Raw genomic sequence first — 14,936 nt, 5'->3', positions numbered from 1 at the left:
CCATGCATCTGCCCCACCTGACATTCCTGCGTAGCTTCGAGGCCTCGGCCCGCCACATGAGCTTTACCAATGCTGCGGTGGAGCTGAACTGCACCCAGTCCGCGGTCAGTAACCACGTGAGATCGTTGGAGGATTTCATCGGCCGCCCGCTGTTCGTGCGCCATCCCCGGTCGCTCTCGCTGACCGATGTGGGCGAGGCCTACCTGCCCTCGGTGCGCCATGCGCTTCAGGAAATCGACCGCGCCACGCAGTCGCTGATCGCCCAGACCCACAAGCGCGAAGTGGTGGTCTCCTGCCCGTTCAGCCTGGCCGCCAACTGGCTACCCGAGGTGATCCGGGGGTTTTGCGAAGCGCACCCGGGCATCGACCTGACGGTGCATGGCACGATCTGGACGGACGTCGAAGAAAACGTCTCGGACATCTCGATCTCAATCAACCATGTGGATGACATCACCCCGGATCTGACCCCGCTTTGGGCCGAGACCCTGACTGTGCTCTGTTCACCGGACTACCAGGTGAACAGCGAAGCCGTGACTCGGCCCGAACAGCTCTATGAAGCCGGGCTGATCCATATCCTGGGGCGGCTGGAATATTGGAAGCTGATGGCTCGGGCGCTGGATCTGCCCGATATCGACCTGAACGCGGGCCCCAGCACCAGTGCGACCAACCTGGCGCTGGAGATGGCGGTGCAGGGGCTGGGCTGTGTCGCCGCGCCGCGCTCTCTGGCGCACAACTACCTGACACGCGGGCTGCTGGTAGAACCCTTCGGGGTCAAGGTGGACAGCCCCTGGGTCTATTGCCTGCGGCTGAAAGAAAAGTCCCAAACACCGATTGTGAAGCTTTTCCTGGAGTGGTTGCGTACAGCGGCAAGGGCGCAGGACGACTGGATGCGCCTGGGGTGAAGAACGCCGCCCGGCACGGGGCAGGGCGGCGTTGTGTTCGGGTCAGTTGCGGATCAGGCCGGGGTCAGTATCGCCGCCTGATCGGTGCCGCGCAGGCGGGTGCCGAAGGGATCAAACGGCGCCTCGGCCAGAATGTGGGCCTTGTGAGGTTTGCCCAGGACCATGATCTCGACCGTATCGCCGGGCTGGGCCAATTTCGGGTTGCGGAAACCCACCGCCAGCGATTTGCCGACAGAATAGCCATAGGCGCCGGAAGTTACGCGGCCCACTGGGGTGCCGTCGAGGGCAAATATCGGCTCGCCACCGGTGGCGTCGGCATCTTCGGTGACATCGAGTTCATAGATTGCCAGCACCTCGCGCGCTTCGTTGTCCTTAACGGCCAGGTAGGCGTCCTTGTGCAGGAAGTCCTTTTCGAGCTTGATCAGCCCATCCAGTCCCAGCTCTTGCGGCCAGTATTCCTGGCTGTATTCGCGACCCCAGGAGCCGTAACCTTTCTCGATCCGCAAGGACCCGAGCGCACGGCCTCCGACAGGCCCGCCGCCCTGCGCCTGGGCGGCGCCAATCAGCGCGGTGTAGAGCGTGACCTGGTCGGCTTCGGCACAGTGCAGCTCCCAGCCCAGATCGCCGGTAAAGCTGACGCGGATGGCGGTACAATCGACGCCCGCGACGGTGATCTTCTGTGAGCGCATGAAGCGGAAGGCTTCGTTCGAAAGGTCGGCATCAGTGAGCGTGGCCAAGGCTGCGCGGGAATTCGGCCCTGCGATGTTAAAGCCTGCGATGCGGTCGGTGGCCACCTCCAGCGTCGTGCCCTCAGGCAGATCGACCATCTGGAAGAAGCGCTGGTGATAGCGTTCGGCCATGCCCGAGCCGATCATCATGTACTCGTCATCCGCGAGCTTGGTGATGGTGAAGTCGCCAGCAACACCGCCGCGCACCGAAATCAGTGGCGTCAGGCAGCTGCGGCCCACCACGGTCGGTACGCGGTTCGCCACCAACTTGTCCAGCCAGTCATGGGCACCCGACCCCTTCACCACGTAATTGGCGAAGTTTGAGATATCGATCACACCCACGCGTTCGCGCAGCATGTTCACTTCGCGGCCCACCGGGTCGAACCAGTTCTGGCGGGTGAAGCCGTTGGTTTCCACCGTGCCCGGCTCATCGGCGAACCACAGCGGGTGTTCCCAGCCGCAGTTTAGGCCAAAGACCGCACCCATGCCCTTCTGCATGTCATAGGCGGGGCGCATGCGGGCGGGGCGGCCTGCGGTGATTTCTTCGTTCGGGAAATGGATTTTGAAGCGGTGGGTATAGGCGTCCTCGACGCGGGCCTTGGTGAATTTCTTGTCGGCCCAGTCGCCGAAGCGTGCCAGGTCCCAGGCGAACATGTCGTACTGCGGCTCGCCCTCGATCATCCATTGCGCGGCCAAAAGGCCGAGGCCACCGGATTGCGAGAAGCCCGGGATCAGACCACCGCAGAGGAAGTAGTTCTTCAACTCCGGCACCGGGCCCCAAAGGGCGCTGGAATCAGGCGACCAGATCATCGGGCCGTTTATCACGCGTTTCACACCGGCGGTGGCGGCGACCGGCACACGTTCGGTGGCGCGAATGACGTTCTCCATGATCCGATCGAGGTCATCGGGGAAGAGGTCATGGGCGAAGTCCAGCGGCGTGCCCTCTTCAGCCCAGAACTTCATGTCTTTCTCATAGGCGCCGATCAGCAGACCGTTGCCTTCTTGGCGGAAGTAATACTCGCCGTCGCGGTCGGCGATTGAGGGCAGGCGGCGGCCCAGATTGGCGACCTCGTCGATGCCCTCGGTGACGAAATACTGGTGCTCGGTCGGCTGAAGCGGCAGGGTCAGCCCCGCCAGCGCGGCCACCTCACGGCCCCAGAGGCCCGCCGCATTCACCACCCATTGCGTGTGAATGTCACCCTTTGTCGTGCGCACGATCCAGCTACCGTCGGGCTGCTGGTCAGTGCCAATGACAGGACAGAATCGTTCGATGGTCGCGCCCATGGCTCGTGCCCCGGCGGCATAGGCGTGGGGCACCCCGGACGGGTCCACGTTGCCGCCATCGGGTTCATACATGATGCAACGGATGTCATCGAATTGGGCCAGCGGGTGCAGTTCCTGCGCTTTTTCGCGGCTCACTTCGTGGAAATTCAGCCCGTAGAACCGCGCCTTAGCCTCCTGCAGGCGCAGCTGGTGTTCGCGCTCCTCGGTCTGGGCGAGGTACAGGCTGCCGGGCTGAAAGACGCCGCAGCTTTGCCCCGTCTCCTGCTCCAGCTGCTTATAGAGGTTCATCGTATAGTGCTGGATGCGGGTTATGTTGTTGTTGTCATGCAGCCCGTGGATATTGGCCGCCGCATGCCAGGTGGAGCCGGAGGTCAGCTCGTCCCGCTCCAGCAGGATCGAATCCGTCCAGCCGAGTTTCGCGAGGTGGTAGAGGATTGAGGTGCCGGCAAGCCCGCCACCGATCACAACGGCCTGTGCGTGGGTTTTCATGGGGAAATCCTTCCTTAGGTGCCTCAGGCAGCGATCTCTTTCATGGCGGCGAGGAATTGGGCGACCTCACCGACGGAGTTGTAATGGCACATCGACACGCGTACGCAGCTGTCCATACCGAGCGGTGTCAGGATGTTGCCTGAGTAGTGGTCGGCCTTGCGCAGATGAGTGCGGATGCCCTGGTTGTTCAAGGATTTGACTACATCCACCGAGGGTACGCCCTCAACCCGAAGCGACACCAGCCCTTCGCGTGCGGGGTTGTCCACGCCGCCCAGGATGGTGACCCCGGCCAGTTCAGCGAGGCCCGGCAGGTTGCCGATGCCGTGGATCATTGCATCGGTCAGGGCCTTTTCCTGGGTATGGATGGCTTCACCCGCCGCCAAGAACTTGCCGCGCCGGTCGCTTGCGTCGCTGACCTGGCTACCCAGCCATTCGAAATAGGACACAACCTCGGACATGGTGGCATAAGCACCGGTGTCACGCGTGCCCATCTCCCAGTTCTCGGCGGGTCCATCAATGAGCGCGTTGTGCTCGACATGGGTTAGCCGGTCGGAAATCCAAGCCACGCCATAACCGTGACGCGAGAAGACCTTGTAGGGCGAGATCACGTAGCCATCGACATCATAGTCCGTCAGGTCGATGCGCCCGTGGGCTGCGTGCTGGATGCCGTCGACGATGATCAGGCAGTCGGGGGCCACGGCGCGGATGGCCTTCGAGACGGCACCCACGTCTACCCCCATACCAGTGACCGGTGAAGTGTGCAGGATCGTCGCGACCTTGGTGTCGGGGGTGACAGCGGTCGTATAGGCGTCGGCCGTCACGGTGCCGGTGGCATCGTCATGAGGGATCAGAACGTGGCGCTGACCGGCGATGCGCGCCCAGCGGTCGCAGGCCGACCGCGTGGCGGGATGTTCCAGGGTCGATCCCAGCACCACGCCGTCCCCCGCCGCAAGACAGGCGTTCATGATCAGGCGGAACAAAAGCTCCGTGCCGCTTTCGCCAACAAAGAACTGCCCGCCGGGCGCGTTCATGAACTCGGCCATATCCGCCTTGGCCTTGTTGATCGTCGCGACTAGCGCGTGGGCGCCTGGGTTGTCGCGCCCCTGATTGTCGGGGATCGCGGCGTAGCTCGCGGAGCTGTCCAGCACCGCGTTCAGCGTCAGCGCGCCCCCGGCGTTTTCAAAAAAGATGCGCGAGCCTTGCTCCGGGCAATGGTCGACTTGGGCGAAACGACTGCGGATATCTTTCAGTAGGGCGTCGGTTATCTGGCTCATCGGTGTCCACTCTGATGACGATAGGGTTTCGGCAAAGCCTAGGCTGCTGGCCCCAACAAGGCATGCAAAAAAAAGCGGGGCAAAGGCCGCGAAAATCTTGTGCCATGGCGGCTCGCCTGCGCGGTAGGGTCCGGCGACCACCCCGAAAGGCAAGGGCAGGGACATGGATCAGGGCACAGGGCAGAACACGAGCCCGCTGACATTCGTCTTCGTTTTGGTGCCGGATTACAGCGCCCTGTCGCTAATATCCGCGCTGGAAACCCTGCGTGTGGCCAATCGCGGGCAGGCGAGAGCCCCCTTTGCCTGGCAGGTGCTCAGCGTGGATGGCGGGCCAGTGGCCAGTTCCCTGGGCGCGGAAATGCCGGTCGACGGGCCGCTGCGCGACATCGGCCGACGCGAGATCCCGCTTCTGGTCAGCGGTGCCAATGTGCAGGCCCAGGCCGACCCGGCGCTGTTGGGGTGGTTCAGACGCCAGCACCGGCGCGGGGCCGAGATCGGCGGGCTCTGCACCGCCGCGCATCTACTGGCCGAGGCCGAACTGCTCAGGCGCGCCAGGGCGACGATCCATTGGGAAAACCGCCATGCTTTTCAGGAGAGCTTTCCCGAGGTGGAGCTGAGCGACCAGGTGTTCCTGGCCGAGGAGGGGGTTTTCTCGACTGCGGGCGGCACGGCCTCGATCGACCTGATGCTGGAGCTGATCGCCCGCGACCAGGGCCAGGGGCTGGCCAACATCGTGGCGGGGCGGCTAAACTACCACGACATCCGCTTCCTGCAACGCACCGCGCGGGTCACCATGCCCGGGCGTATCGGCATCCGCCATGCCAAGCTGCGCCAGGTGCTGGACCTGATGGAGGCCCACTTGGAAGACCCGCTCAGCCCCACGGTGCTAGCCGATCACGCTGGCATATCGGTGCGTCAGCTGGAACGGCTCTTTCGCCGCTACCTGGGTTGCCCGCCCAAGCGGTTCTACAATCAGCTGAGGCTGCAACGGGCCCAGGACCTTCTGCTGCAATCCCAGATGAGCGTGACCGAGATCAGCACCGCCTGCGGCTTCAACTCGATGACCCATTTCTCGAAACTCTTTCGCGAGCGCTTCGGCCTGTCGCCCACCCAGATCCGCCGCGGTGTCGGGTAGGTTGGAAAGAGCAGAGGCGCGACTGCACGCGGCGTGGGGGTTGTGTCGCGAACTTTTGGAACGCCCAGAGTCAGCGATATGCTGAACACATCTTTCCTACGATCTCAGTAAATATCTGAAAGCGCGAGTTCGTAGTGCTAGAGAATTGCTGTTTTCGGATCATATTTCGATGCCACCCAAGGTAGCCGTGTCCTAGCCCCCTAAAACTGTGCCATTACGCTGTCCGCGAGAGGGGGCTTTAGCCTGGCGTCGCCACCAAGCGGATCTTCGCTGCGGCTGCCAAATTCACGCTGTGAGCGCGAGTGTATCTGATGAGAGGGCGGAAAGCGGCCATTTTCTGCAGATTCGAATATATCCGTCCGGCCTCCCGAAAGCAGCCGTTCGACCTCGGAGTTTTAGAAACCTGCATCCTACGCTCGATCTGAGCCGGCGCTGCTGCTCCGCATCCCATCGAATTCGAATTTCCGCCCCAAATAGGACCTGCGCTTTTCCTCTGTCTGATTTCTGGCAACCCTTCGATTGGGAGGAGCGGACGATGCCGACGGACATAAAGGCTTGGGGAATTGTCACGTAAACTACCACCGATTGCCTGACCAACGAATTGAACGTAATCGGCCATGATGCAGACACGGTCCATCATCAGCTACAAACGCCACCGCTTCCCGCCCGAGATCATCGCCCATGTGGTCTGGTTGTACTTACGTTTCAATCTGAGCCTGCGCGAGGTCGAGGAATTGCAGCTGGAACGCGGCATCGATGTGTCCTACGAGACCGTTCGAAGATGGACCCGCAAGCTCGGACCGCTGATCGCCCGCAACTTGCGTTGGCGGCAAGCTCGCCCCGGTGATGTCTGGCACTTGGACGAAGTTGTCGTGAAGATCGCGGGCCGGTCATTCTGGCTCTGGCGTGCCGTCGATCAGAAGGGTGTTGTTCTGGGCGAGATCCTCCAATCCAGAAGGGACAAGCGCGCAGCAAAGCGGCTTTTGGTGCGGCTGATCAAGCGATACGGCGTCGTTCCGAAACGGATCATCACGGATAAACTTCGGTCCTACAACGCGGCTATGCGACAGGTCGCGCCCGGCCTCGATCATTGGTCTCATAAGGGCCTTAACAACCGTGCCGAAAACAGCCACCTGCCGTTCCGAAAGCGTGAGAGAACGATGCATTGGTTCCGGTCATCAGGCGGATTGCGGCGATTTGTGTCAATCCATTCCGCGACTCGAAATTGCTTCTCCGTCCCATTTCGTCGCCGTGCCGCCCTGACATACCGTTATCATCGACTGGAAGCCTTTGACGCATGGAAAACAGCGGCAAGCATTGCGTGATTGATGGACGTTGTGCTGTTGCTGACGGCCATAAGTTTACGTGACAATCCCCGCCTGACGTATTGTTCCACCAGAACGACCAACTTGCCCTGACGGGTGTTTGAATTGAACTGATCGTCCATCGCCTGCCTCCAATCGGCGAGGTCATATACATCCCCGACCTGTGGATGCAGCTAACTCTCAGAAAGACCGCGCTGGATGTAAGCAACACCGCGCGCGCAGTTCATCCTTGTTGATGTAGTTGAAAACCGAAAACGGGCGCAGGCAGGCGTTCTTCTGTGTCATCTCGATTTCCGGCAACACGGTCTCGCTTTGGTCCATGCCGCCATAGAGGAAGATTACCGCATCCTGCCCCAGCGCGTCTTTGTAATCCTGCACAATCCGACCAACGATAGGATCATAGATCACCCGCGCGCCCTTACCGTCAGAGACGCGGTTGACAACCTCGGACAGGTTGTCACTGTCCTGTGCGATGACATGATCGTATCCCTGTAACAAAAGCGCCTCGCGCTTGGATGAGGTGCGGCTGGTGGCAATCGTGGTTGCCCCGATCTTGCGGTAAATCTCCATAGCGGCAATACCCGCTGTGGAACTGCCTGCAGTGATCAGAACGAAGTCATCCGGGCCAACGTTCGCAACCTTGATCATTGCGGCATAGGCGGTGAAATAGCTGACCCAGATGGCGCAGGCTTCGACACTGGAGATATTGTCCGGAATGTGGGCGCAGTAATTCGCTTCATACATTGCCACCTCACCATCATGCCGTTTTTGCCATAAATGGCAGGCATGGTGGATACACGGTCGCCCACGACAAAACCTTCAACGCCGGGTCCGACCGCAAGCACGCGGCCAGCGCATTCGTCCCCCACGCGGGCCGGTAGATCAAGGCGGAACTTATAATTGCCGGTGTAAAGTTCGAAATCGCCGTAATTGAGGGCAAAGGCTTCAACGTCTATCAAAACCTCGCCCGGGCCTGGAACTGGCATTTCGATGTTTTCCAGATCGAGGGCTGAAAGATCGCCATAGTCATTGAATTCCCGCAGGATGAGCGCCTTGGGCATGGAACTGTCCTATTCTTCAGTTGTTGACGGCCGATTGCTTTTCACTGCCGGTTCATAGGGTTGATCGAGGCCCACATAGGCCGGACCAAATTCGGCCAACCCTTTTTCGGTGGTGAAAGCAGCAGGTGCAGGCAATATGATGACCGCAACGTTCTGGCCGGATTGATAATTGGGATTGGTAATTGGCAGTCCCGTATCGCTGTCGATCAGGCAGATCATGTCAGGGATGGTTGTATGCACCGTATCATTCAGCCAGCCGATCAGATTTTCGTTCTTGAGCCAGATGAGATAAGCGTCGCCAGAAAAATCCTCCACGCCGGAAATGCAGATGTTTCCGGTCGTGAACCCGTTTTCCGTTTTCCAGTCACAGTCGGTAATCGTTCCGCGGAACCCCACAAAGCCGCCACCTACCTCAGCGATAACCTGGGCCGGGTCCAGACCCGTTTCGCGCGCCTCGCGCCAACATCGCCCCATATTCATAGCCATCGAGATGGCGCCGGGGATCACGGCTTGCCGGATCTGGCTCAGCTCCAGCGCGTGGTCTATGGCGGCGATGTCATTTCGGCTGACCATGGCAAGCGCCCGCACGACGCGTTCAGCGCGCATATCGTCCATTACGTTTTCGCAGATGATGCTCTCACCGAACTCGTTCGCCATCACGATGGGCTCGGCGGACAGGCCATTGATGTAGTAGGTGGAGTGGGTGATCTCGGGCACCGCACGCCCGGCTGGATCGGCGTCGATGATAAAATGCGCGTTCATTGCGGCGGCATAAAACGAGATGGCTGTGTTGGAGCCACCCAGCTCGCAGGAAATGGTTCCGTAAAACTCCTTGCCCAAATAAACCTGAAACCGGCGGTAGGCGATCAGGATCGAAGGCTCGTCGGCCCGGGGTAACCGGTCATAGCGCCGCTCTTCCTCTTCCGGTAGGTCCGAAATTGCGCCCAACATGTATGGCGTACAAACCAACGCATCGTCGGGTGCATCGTTCATGTCCACCAGAATGAACTCTTTCCCTTTGGCCAGCGCGTCGTCAATCAGGCTAAAGCCTTCGTCCACCTCGCCACCGCCACCGGTGCCGAGAATGGCTGCGCTATAGAGAATATCTTCAAGATCCTGACGAGAGAGATTTTTCATGGTTTTTCCTGCAGTCTCAGCCGCGCTGTGCGCCAAGCAGTTTCAAAAGATCGGTCTTCAATGACAGCACCACCAGCAGCACGATCGTAAGCAGCGCAAAGCCCATGGCGGCCGATGCAACCACCGGTGTGTAGCCGTAGCGGATGTTGTTAAAGATACGAATGGGCAGGGTTTCGGCGGCAAAGCCTGAAACCAAGTACGAGATCAGGTATTCGTTCACCGAAATGATTGCCACCAGTGCAAAACCTGTGATCGCGTAAGGCAGGATTAGTGGCAAGATCACCTTGGTGAAGGCCTTCCGCGGGCTGGCGCCCATGGTGCGGGATGCCTCGATCACATCGTCGGAAAGCGTCGCGAACCCACGTGCGATGACCACCAGAGGGATGGTGACGAAAAAGATGTCGTGCGAGACGATGGTGGCTTCGATCCGACCATAGAACCCCATTTCTGCCCAAAATACGCTTGCGCCCATCGCAATGAATATTGGCGGCAGCATGAACGGACCGATACCTAGGGCAAAGACGAGCTTGCCGAAACCGGATTTCAGCCGCTACAGCACGTAGTTGGCAGCGAGCGCAACGCTGACCGCGATCAGCGAGGCAAAGACGGCGATTACGATGGAATTCCGGATCGGGATCAGCCAATCTCTTCCGGTCACCAGTATGGCGTACCATTTCAGTGACAGTGCCGATGGTGGGAGTGAGATGTTCTTGTCGGCATTCAGGGAAACCCCTGCGATGATCAGGAAAGGCAGGAACAGACCGATGGCGAGCGACCAGATGAACAGGTGTTTTGCGACTTTCCTCATGACCTCACCCTCTTGCGCGACAACAGCAACAGACCTCCGATAACGAGAACCGTTAAAATCAGCATGATAACCGACAGGGCGGCCCCCAAGGGCATGTTCGAATTGCCGACCGCCTTGTCGGTGATGATCACTGTCATGTTCCAGTCCTGCGGACGGCTTAGCATCGTGGGCATGACGAAAACGCCCAGATAATAGACGAACATCGTTACAACCGACGACAGGATGGAGGCGGTGAAGTTTGGCAGGACCACTTTGAAGAACACCTTGGCAGGCGGGGTTCCAAGGGTCTGCGCCGCCTCTTCGATGGCGCGGTCCCTCTGCGCGATCTGCGGTTAGAACATCAGCGCCACCAGAGAAAATCCAAGCGTGATCAGGCCGATCAGCATGGCCCCAATGCTTGGCGACAGGGAACGGGGTTCAGTCCACAGTCCCAGTACGCCCAGCAGCTTGGGCAGACCTGCGCTTTCCGACAGCAGAATCAGCCAGGCAAAGCCGATGACCACCTCGCTGAGGCACATCATGGACAACAGCAGGATAACCCAGAACAGTTGCCAACGGCGCGACATGTCGGCGATGATGAACATTGCCGGAAAGGCCAGTGCAACGGTCAGAACCGCCGCCAAGGACGCCGACCAGAGCGAGCGCAGCGAAACCGTATAGTAAAAGCTGGAAAAGAATTTACCGTAATTGTCCCAGACAAAGGCGACCTTGAAAAACTCCAAAGGGTCACGTTCATAAAAACTGACCGCGATCATGAAGGCCAGTGGAACCAGAAAGAACAGGCTCATCATGACTAGGGGATAGACCCCGATCAGATGGGGGATCACGCGGGTTTTCATGACGGGATCACCCAGGCATGGTCCAGATCGAAACTGATCTCGGCCCGTTCACCCACCGCAAAGGTCGGCGGACGATCAGAGATCATCGTATGGATGAACATGCGGTCGCCGATGGTCAGTTCAGTCTCAACTGAAGGTCCCAGCAGACGCACAAAATCGACCGTTCCCACCAAGCCAGTGCTTGTGTCGGTCGCCGGAGACAAACGCAGATACTCCGGGCGGATCGAAATCGAAAACGCGTCAGAAACCAGCTTTCCCGAAGCCTGGCCCACTTGCACTCTCGTTGCGTCCTCCGATCGCGAAACCTGGCACCGCGTGAACACGCGCTATGACGGGACAGTCCTGCAATTTGATGTCCGGCCAGAAGCACCGAGAATGTGGTTCGCGCTGCATCCACCTCGATCGACGAGGCGACAGGTCTTTCATTCTATTGGGTGACGGTATCTGTTGAGCCAGAGGAGCTGGAACGTCTGGGTGATCAGGAGCTCATCCCCGGAATGCCCGTGGAGGCTTATCTGACCACAACGGACCGAACCGTATTGAGCTACTTGTCAAAGCCGCTGTTGGATCAGGTGAATCAAGCATTCCGAGAAGAATGATAAGGTAAGTTATGTTAATTGTCTTGGTTGGGATTTCGGTTGGTTAGAAAATCTCATTGCCCGATGTATATCAATCTACACCACAGCGCGCATACGATTCGACCCACCCGCAACCGAACGAGTTCACCATTTATGCTCTAGCGGCCGGCAGAAAATCTGCATTTGTGGTTTACCGCAAACGCGGAAGCTTACGGGGTTAGAACTTGATCCACTTGCCCAAACCCGCCTGCGATCTGGTTTCTTAGACGTACAGAAGATTGGGAATTTTTTTGCCGAATTCACATATCCGCCCTTGATCTGCGGGCATCAACTCCTCGGCATCATCGAGTACGAAAACGTCGCCGTTTGGGCCATCACGATATCGAGGGTGTCACCCCACAGTCAGTCTTTCTGTTGCACTTTTCTATGAAGGCTGGACGGATTGAGTGCACATATAAAACTGCCCCCCCTGCAAGCCCATCATGCGCCGCTGTTCACGTTAGCGCGCTATTTCTTGGGACTTGAGCCCAAATACTCTTCAAGCGAAGCGTCTGAAGTAAGCGTGTCCCAATCCTGCACCAGCGCAAACAGACCTTGTTTGCTAAACTCATCCAACTTTGCCTTCGCTTCTTTCGCGGAAAAGTGGTGTTTTGCTACGACTTGACGCTCTAGCACAGTGGGGTCAGGTACTCTTTGCACAAATTTATGTGGCACCAGATCGACCGTGATGTTTTCTTGTGCACATTTTCCGTGCAATGTCTCAGTCCAGCAGCAAAATGTATGCCCTCGGAATCTTAATCGATAGTCGGGCGTATCAGCCCTGTCCCAGACAGTTCCGGAAGAATGCAGCAGTTCGTTTACGGACGCCTGATCATCCTTGCTGTGTTCGACGTGGTCCGCGAGTTTTCTTAGAAACGAGCTCCCTCCGGCTCCGGGGTTCACACGGAACAGGCCACAGCACAGAACAAAACCCAACTTGCAGTGGACGACCGTCGGATGAATGGTGCCTTGAGAAAAGATCAGATCAGCTCCACTCCCGAATCCATTGACCAATGGATCGGCCAGCCAAATGCAATCACTGTCCGTGTGAACGATCGGTCGCCCTTCTTCGACCAAATCGGCAAGGATGCGCAACCGCTGCGCCCAAAGGTTCTCAAAAGACCCATCCCAATCGATCAGTTCGGCCCCTAGGCCGGCACGCCTGACGAATTCTTCTGTCTCGCGATCAAGGCAGTATACGCAAATTTCGAAATGACCGACGCGACGCGCAAATGCCAGCCAATTTGCAAGGACCGGAATATATCGCTTGTCGACGAAAGTGACGACTAGAGGATTACCATCAGATTGTTTATATGGCATTCAAAATCTCGATCGAGGGAAGCTAAACATATGATCTCGCACAAGCATCGTTGCCTCTTTGTCCATGTTCCCAAGACCGCAGGCAAGAGCGTTCTCGATCTTTTTGGTTTGCCGATGCTTGGTGCCGATTATGACGGGTCCAAGGATTGGATTGAAGATCCCTATGGGCATGTGCCTGTGCACTCATATGAAAAGCGTGATTGGTTCAAGTCCTATTTTAAGTTTGCAATTGTCAGGCATCCGTTTGATCGGCTGGTATCGGCTTTTCACTTCCTTGACAAAGGCGGTCTTAACAAGGACGATCAAGCGTTCGCCGAGAAGCACCTCTCTCCGTACAACGGCGACTTTCAGAAATTCGTAGCAGAGGGCTTGGAAAGCGCAAAAACCTACCCTCACTTTCGTCCGCAATCAGATTGGCTGTGCAACCGATGGGGATTTGTCTCTGTAGACTATGTTGGCAAGTTCGAAACGCTTGAAGACAGTATGGTCGAAATTACCCGACGGATTAACCTGGAGTACCCAGGCATCAAGCGTCTCAACACCTCTTCCCGGGCCGAGTGGCCTACCTATTTTGATCAGAGCACACAAAAAGCAGCGGCCAAAGTTTACCGCAAGGACTTCAGGTGCTTCAAATATCTCTCAAAACTAAGCTGAACTGACAGGCAGCCTCTTAAGGTTCGCTAAAACTCGTACCCAAACAGCTTGATATCTTTTTCGTAGAGTCGTTCGACGATACCACGCAGTTCAGCATCATAATAATTCCTATAATCTGCTTCGCTCTGGGTAGCCCTTTGTAAATGCAGGTTACCTAACTCCGGCAAATTAAGCCTTTCCGCAACTTTGGCCAGACCGGTGCTCCTATCTTCGAAGCGCACAATGTGGTCCACCAGAATCGTGTTATCGGTATCGAGCAAGAAATCAGAAGCGCCGTAACGATGCCCATGAAACTCGAACCTGGGTGTCTTGCTATCCGCCTCTTCCAGCGCGCGAAGAAACTGGGAAAAACTCCATTCCAATGGAACATTTCTGCTTTTTTGCATATAGTTGAACAGCGAGTAACATCGATCCCACGGATTGCGTACCACCGAAAACGTGAACAACGAATCCCATTCTTCTTCGCCCAGAAATGATCGCATCACGCTCGCAGGAACGTGGTCGAAAAAAAGTTGCTCTGTGGCAAGCTCTTGCTCAAACAGATTACTTTTGCCGTATGCGGGGCCGAAATGCCGACCCAACTCCGTCCGAATCGAACTTGAGGAGGTCCGGGGAACATCCACGAACCAAACACCGGACTGGATGATTGCCGACCGGACAGTATCTGCGACTTTCTCCGATAACTCCCTGCCCATTATGTGTAAGGTTGTATCCGTTGATCCACCTGATTCACCGGGTTTTTTTGGGGGTTTGACGGGCATGGCAGCGCTGGCCTTAGACTTCCCAAAATAGTTTCTTAGCATTCTCCGGACACCCACGTTCCGCGCCCCCTGTCTTCACCTGCGTTGCCTGTAAATCAGATAGGATTTACCTACCTTCAATAGAACAAGGGCATCTATAGCCCTATTTTGATTTGGGCATGTGAGCCAGAGCAGCCAGCGAGTGTCAAGCCCGGACAAAAGAACCGCTTCAGAACTCTGCTCACGCCTCGAATACCACCTTTTTTCGTGTTATTCTTGCCTCGCACGCGTAGGCAGAATTCGCCCATACACCAAAGTCAGTGCGCTGGACGCCTCTGCGGTTGCCCGAGTGTCATGTTCAGAGTCGAACTTTTCGCAATCCATATGTTCAGCAAAGCGCGACTTACCTCAGTTTCGATCCCTGATAAGCCCTACCTGAGCGGTCCGGTTTGATTGTTATTGCATGACCGGCCTCTGGTACATCGGGACGATGGCTTCCGGAGCCGGTAGGCGAAAGCGCAGGGCGTTGTGTCGGCTCGGGTACTGACATGTGTTCGGCCTGTTGCGCGGCCTTTGCACGTGCCGCTGGCCCGTATGGTGTTAGCAGATCAGGTCCAATTCAG

At 57.6% G+C, this 14,936-nt stretch carries 18 protein-coding genes; 6 read left to right on the top strand and 12 right to left on the bottom strand.

Annotated elements, in window-relative coordinates; genetic code table 11:
* The first annotated feature begins 2 nt into the window (after nucleotides 1–2).
* Nucleotides 3–902, top strand: a complete 900-nt coding sequence (locus tag ACR0KW_RS20995; protein WP_480806739.1) for a LysR substrate-binding domain-containing protein — start codon at nucleotides 3–5, stop codon at nucleotides 900–902.
* Nucleotides 903–955: 53 nt separating this feature from the next.
* Here the strand turns inward: ACR0KW_RS20995 and ACR0KW_RS20990 are convergent, their stop codons facing one another.
* Both ACR0KW_RS20990 and ACR0KW_RS20985 read right to left on the bottom strand, forming a co-directional pair.
* Entirely contained in the window at nucleotides 956–3,403 is a 2,448-nt protein-coding gene (locus tag ACR0KW_RS20990) for a GcvT family protein (protein ID WP_480806738.1), read from the bottom strand.
* Between the two features lie 23 nt (nucleotides 3,404–3,426).
* Nucleotides 3,427–4,677 (bottom strand): aminotransferase class V-fold PLP-dependent enzyme, encoded by a 1,251-nt coding sequence (locus tag ACR0KW_RS20985; RefSeq protein ID WP_480806737.1) that lies wholly within the window; start codon nucleotides 4,675–4,677, stop codon nucleotides 3,427–3,429.
* A 163-nt stretch (nucleotides 4,678–4,840) separates the two neighbouring features.
* On the opposite strand from ACR0KW_RS20985, the gene ACR0KW_RS20980 reads away from it, so the two are divergent.
* Both ACR0KW_RS20980 and ACR0KW_RS20975 read left to right on the top strand, forming a co-directional pair.
* Nucleotides 4,841–5,812, top strand: a complete 972-nt coding sequence (locus ACR0KW_RS20980) for a GlxA family transcriptional regulator (protein ID WP_480806736.1) — start codon at nucleotides 4,841–4,843, stop codon at nucleotides 5,810–5,812.
* 620 nt (nucleotides 5,813–6,432) lie between these two features.
* Complete coding sequence (locus ACR0KW_RS20975; RefSeq protein ID WP_480806771.1) at nucleotides 6,433–7,137, top strand: IS6 family transposase; 705 nt, start codon at nucleotides 6,433–6,435, stop codon at nucleotides 7,135–7,137.
* 180 nt (nucleotides 7,138–7,317) lie between these two features.
* On the opposite strand, the gene ACR0KW_RS20970 is transcribed toward ACR0KW_RS20975, so the two are convergent.
* From ACR0KW_RS20970 to ACR0KW_RS20935, 8 genes are read right to left on the bottom strand one after another with little or no spacing between them, the layout of a single operon-like run.
* Complete coding sequence (locus tag ACR0KW_RS20970; RefSeq protein ID WP_480806735.1) at nucleotides 7,318–7,881, bottom strand: zinc-binding dehydrogenase; 564 nt, start codon at nucleotides 7,879–7,881, stop codon at nucleotides 7,318–7,320.
* On the bottom strand, nucleotides 7,782–8,198 hold the full coding sequence (locus tag ACR0KW_RS20965; RefSeq protein ID WP_480806734.1) for an alcohol dehydrogenase catalytic domain-containing protein: 417 nt from the start codon (nucleotides 8,196–8,198) through the stop codon (nucleotides 7,782–7,784). Before ACR0KW_RS20965 ends, ACR0KW_RS20970 begins: the two co-directional genes overlap by 100 nt.
* Before the next feature lie 9 nt (nucleotides 8,199–8,207).
* Nucleotides 8,208–9,335, bottom strand: coding sequence for a DUF917 domain-containing protein (locus ACR0KW_RS20960; RefSeq protein ID WP_480806733.1), 1,128 nt, complete (start codon nucleotides 9,333–9,335; stop codon nucleotides 8,208–8,210).
* 16 nt (nucleotides 9,336–9,351) lie between these two features.
* Nucleotides 9,352–9,831 carry an ABC transporter permease gene (locus ACR0KW_RS20955; RefSeq protein ID WP_480806732.1) on the bottom strand — a complete coding sequence of 160 codons (480 nt, stop codon included), beginning with the start codon at nucleotides 9,829–9,831 and terminating at the stop codon, nucleotides 9,352–9,354.
* 54 nt (nucleotides 9,832–9,885) lie between these two features.
* Nucleotides 9,886–10,143, bottom strand: a complete 258-nt coding sequence (locus ACR0KW_RS20950; protein ID WP_480806731.1) for a hypothetical protein — start codon at nucleotides 10,141–10,143, stop codon at nucleotides 9,886–9,888.
* Complete coding sequence (locus ACR0KW_RS20945) at nucleotides 10,140–10,469, bottom strand: ABC transporter permease subunit (protein ID WP_480806770.1); 330 nt, start codon at nucleotides 10,467–10,469, stop codon at nucleotides 10,140–10,142. Before ACR0KW_RS20945 ends, ACR0KW_RS20950 begins: the two co-directional genes overlap by 4 nt.
* A 6-nt stretch (nucleotides 10,470–10,475) precedes the next feature.
* Nucleotides 10,476–10,982 carry a hypothetical protein gene (locus ACR0KW_RS20940; protein WP_480806730.1) on the bottom strand — a complete coding sequence of 169 codons (507 nt, stop codon included), beginning with the start codon at nucleotides 10,980–10,982 and terminating at the stop codon, nucleotides 10,476–10,478.
* Nucleotides 10,979–11,254: a TOBE domain-containing protein gene (locus ACR0KW_RS20935; RefSeq protein ID WP_480806729.1), complete on the bottom strand. Its 276-nt coding sequence runs from the start codon at nucleotides 11,252–11,254 to the stop codon at nucleotides 10,979–10,981. The genes ACR0KW_RS20940 and ACR0KW_RS20935 overlap by 4 nt, the downstream gene beginning before the upstream one ends.
* Between ACR0KW_RS20935 and ACR0KW_RS20930 the strand changes: the two genes are divergently transcribed.
* On the top strand, nucleotides 11,160–11,420 hold the full coding sequence (locus ACR0KW_RS20930; protein ID WP_480806728.1) for a M14-type cytosolic carboxypeptidase: 261 nt from the start codon (nucleotides 11,160–11,162) through the stop codon (nucleotides 11,418–11,420). The genes ACR0KW_RS20935 and ACR0KW_RS20930 overlap by 95 nt on opposite strands.
* Entirely contained in the window at nucleotides 11,360–11,581 is a 222-nt protein-coding gene (locus ACR0KW_RS20925) for a beta-barrel domain-containing protein (RefSeq protein WP_480806727.1), read from the top strand. Before ACR0KW_RS20930 ends, ACR0KW_RS20925 begins: the two co-directional genes overlap by 61 nt.
* Nucleotides 11,582–12,067: 486 nt before the next feature.
* Here ACR0KW_RS20925 and ACR0KW_RS20920 read toward each other — a convergent pair whose 3' ends face one another.
* Complete coding sequence (locus tag ACR0KW_RS20920) at nucleotides 12,068–12,919, bottom strand: putative nucleotide-diphospho-sugar transferase (protein WP_480806726.1); 852 nt, start codon at nucleotides 12,917–12,919, stop codon at nucleotides 12,068–12,070.
* Between the two features lie 30 nt (nucleotides 12,920–12,949).
* Between ACR0KW_RS20920 and ACR0KW_RS20915 the strand changes: the two genes are divergently transcribed.
* Complete coding sequence (locus ACR0KW_RS20915) at nucleotides 12,950–13,573, top strand: sulfotransferase family 2 domain-containing protein (protein ID WP_480806725.1); 624 nt, start codon at nucleotides 12,950–12,952, stop codon at nucleotides 13,571–13,573.
* A gap of 26 nt (nucleotides 13,574–13,599) precedes the next feature.
* On the opposite strand, the gene ACR0KW_RS20910 is transcribed toward ACR0KW_RS20915, so the two are convergent.
* Nucleotides 13,600–14,334: a sulfotransferase family 2 domain-containing protein gene (locus ACR0KW_RS20910; RefSeq protein WP_480806724.1), complete on the bottom strand. Its 735-nt coding sequence runs from the start codon at nucleotides 14,332–14,334 to the stop codon at nucleotides 13,600–13,602.
* Nucleotides 14,335–14,936: the final 602 nt, after the last annotated feature.

Source organism: Ruegeria sp. CG11, assembly GCF_056537245.1.
Note: the sequence above shows the minus strand (reverse complement) of the source record. Positions and strands in the feature narration are given on the sequence as shown.

Coding starts and splice junctions, on each gene's coding strand:
- ACR0KW_RS20920 (WP_480806726.1), bottom strand. CDS start 12,919: ATGCCATATAAACAATCTGATGGTAATCCTCTAGTCGTCACTTTCGTC.
- ACR0KW_RS20975 (WP_480806771.1), top strand. CDS start 6,433: ATGCAGACACGGTCCATCATCAGCTACAAACGCCACCGCTTCCCGCCC.
- ACR0KW_RS20960 (WP_480806733.1), bottom strand. CDS start 9,335: ATGAAAAATCTCTCTCGTCAGGATCTTGAAGATATTCTCTATAGCGCA.
- ACR0KW_RS20950 (WP_480806731.1), bottom strand. CDS start 10,143: ATGAGGAAAGTCGCAAAACACCTGTTCATCTGGTCGCTCGCCATCGGT.
- ACR0KW_RS20910 (WP_480806724.1), bottom strand. CDS start 14,334: ATGCCCGTCAAACCCCCAAAAAAACCCGGTGAATCAGGTGGATCAACG.
- ACR0KW_RS20980 (WP_480806736.1), top strand. CDS start 4,841: ATGGATCAGGGCACAGGGCAGAACACGAGCCCGCTGACATTCGTCTTC.
- ACR0KW_RS20915 (WP_480806725.1), top strand. CDS start 12,950: ATGATCTCGCACAAGCATCGTTGCCTCTTTGTCCATGTTCCCAAGACC.
- ACR0KW_RS20970 (WP_480806735.1), bottom strand. CDS start 7,881: ATGTATGAAGCGAATTACTGCGCCCACATTCCGGACAATATCTCCAGT.
- ACR0KW_RS20995 (WP_480806739.1), top strand. CDS start 3: ATGCATCTGCCCCACCTGACATTCCTGCGTAGCTTCGAGGCCTCGGCC.
- ACR0KW_RS20990 (WP_480806738.1), bottom strand. CDS start 3,403: ATGAAAACCCACGCACAGGCCGTTGTGATCGGTGGCGGGCTTGCCGGC.
- ACR0KW_RS20965 (WP_480806734.1), bottom strand. CDS start 8,198: ATGCCCAAGGCGCTCATCCTGCGGGAATTCAATGACTATGGCGATCTT.
- ACR0KW_RS20955 (WP_480806732.1), bottom strand. CDS start 9,831: ATGCTGCCGCCAATATTCATTGCGATGGGCGCAAGCGTATTTTGGGCA.
- ACR0KW_RS20985 (WP_480806737.1), bottom strand. CDS start 4,677: ATGAGCCAGATAACCGACGCCCTACTGAAAGATATCCGCAGTCGTTTC.
- ACR0KW_RS20940 (WP_480806730.1), bottom strand. CDS start 10,982: ATGAAAACCCGCGTGATCCCCCATCTGATCGGGGTCTATCCCCTAGTC.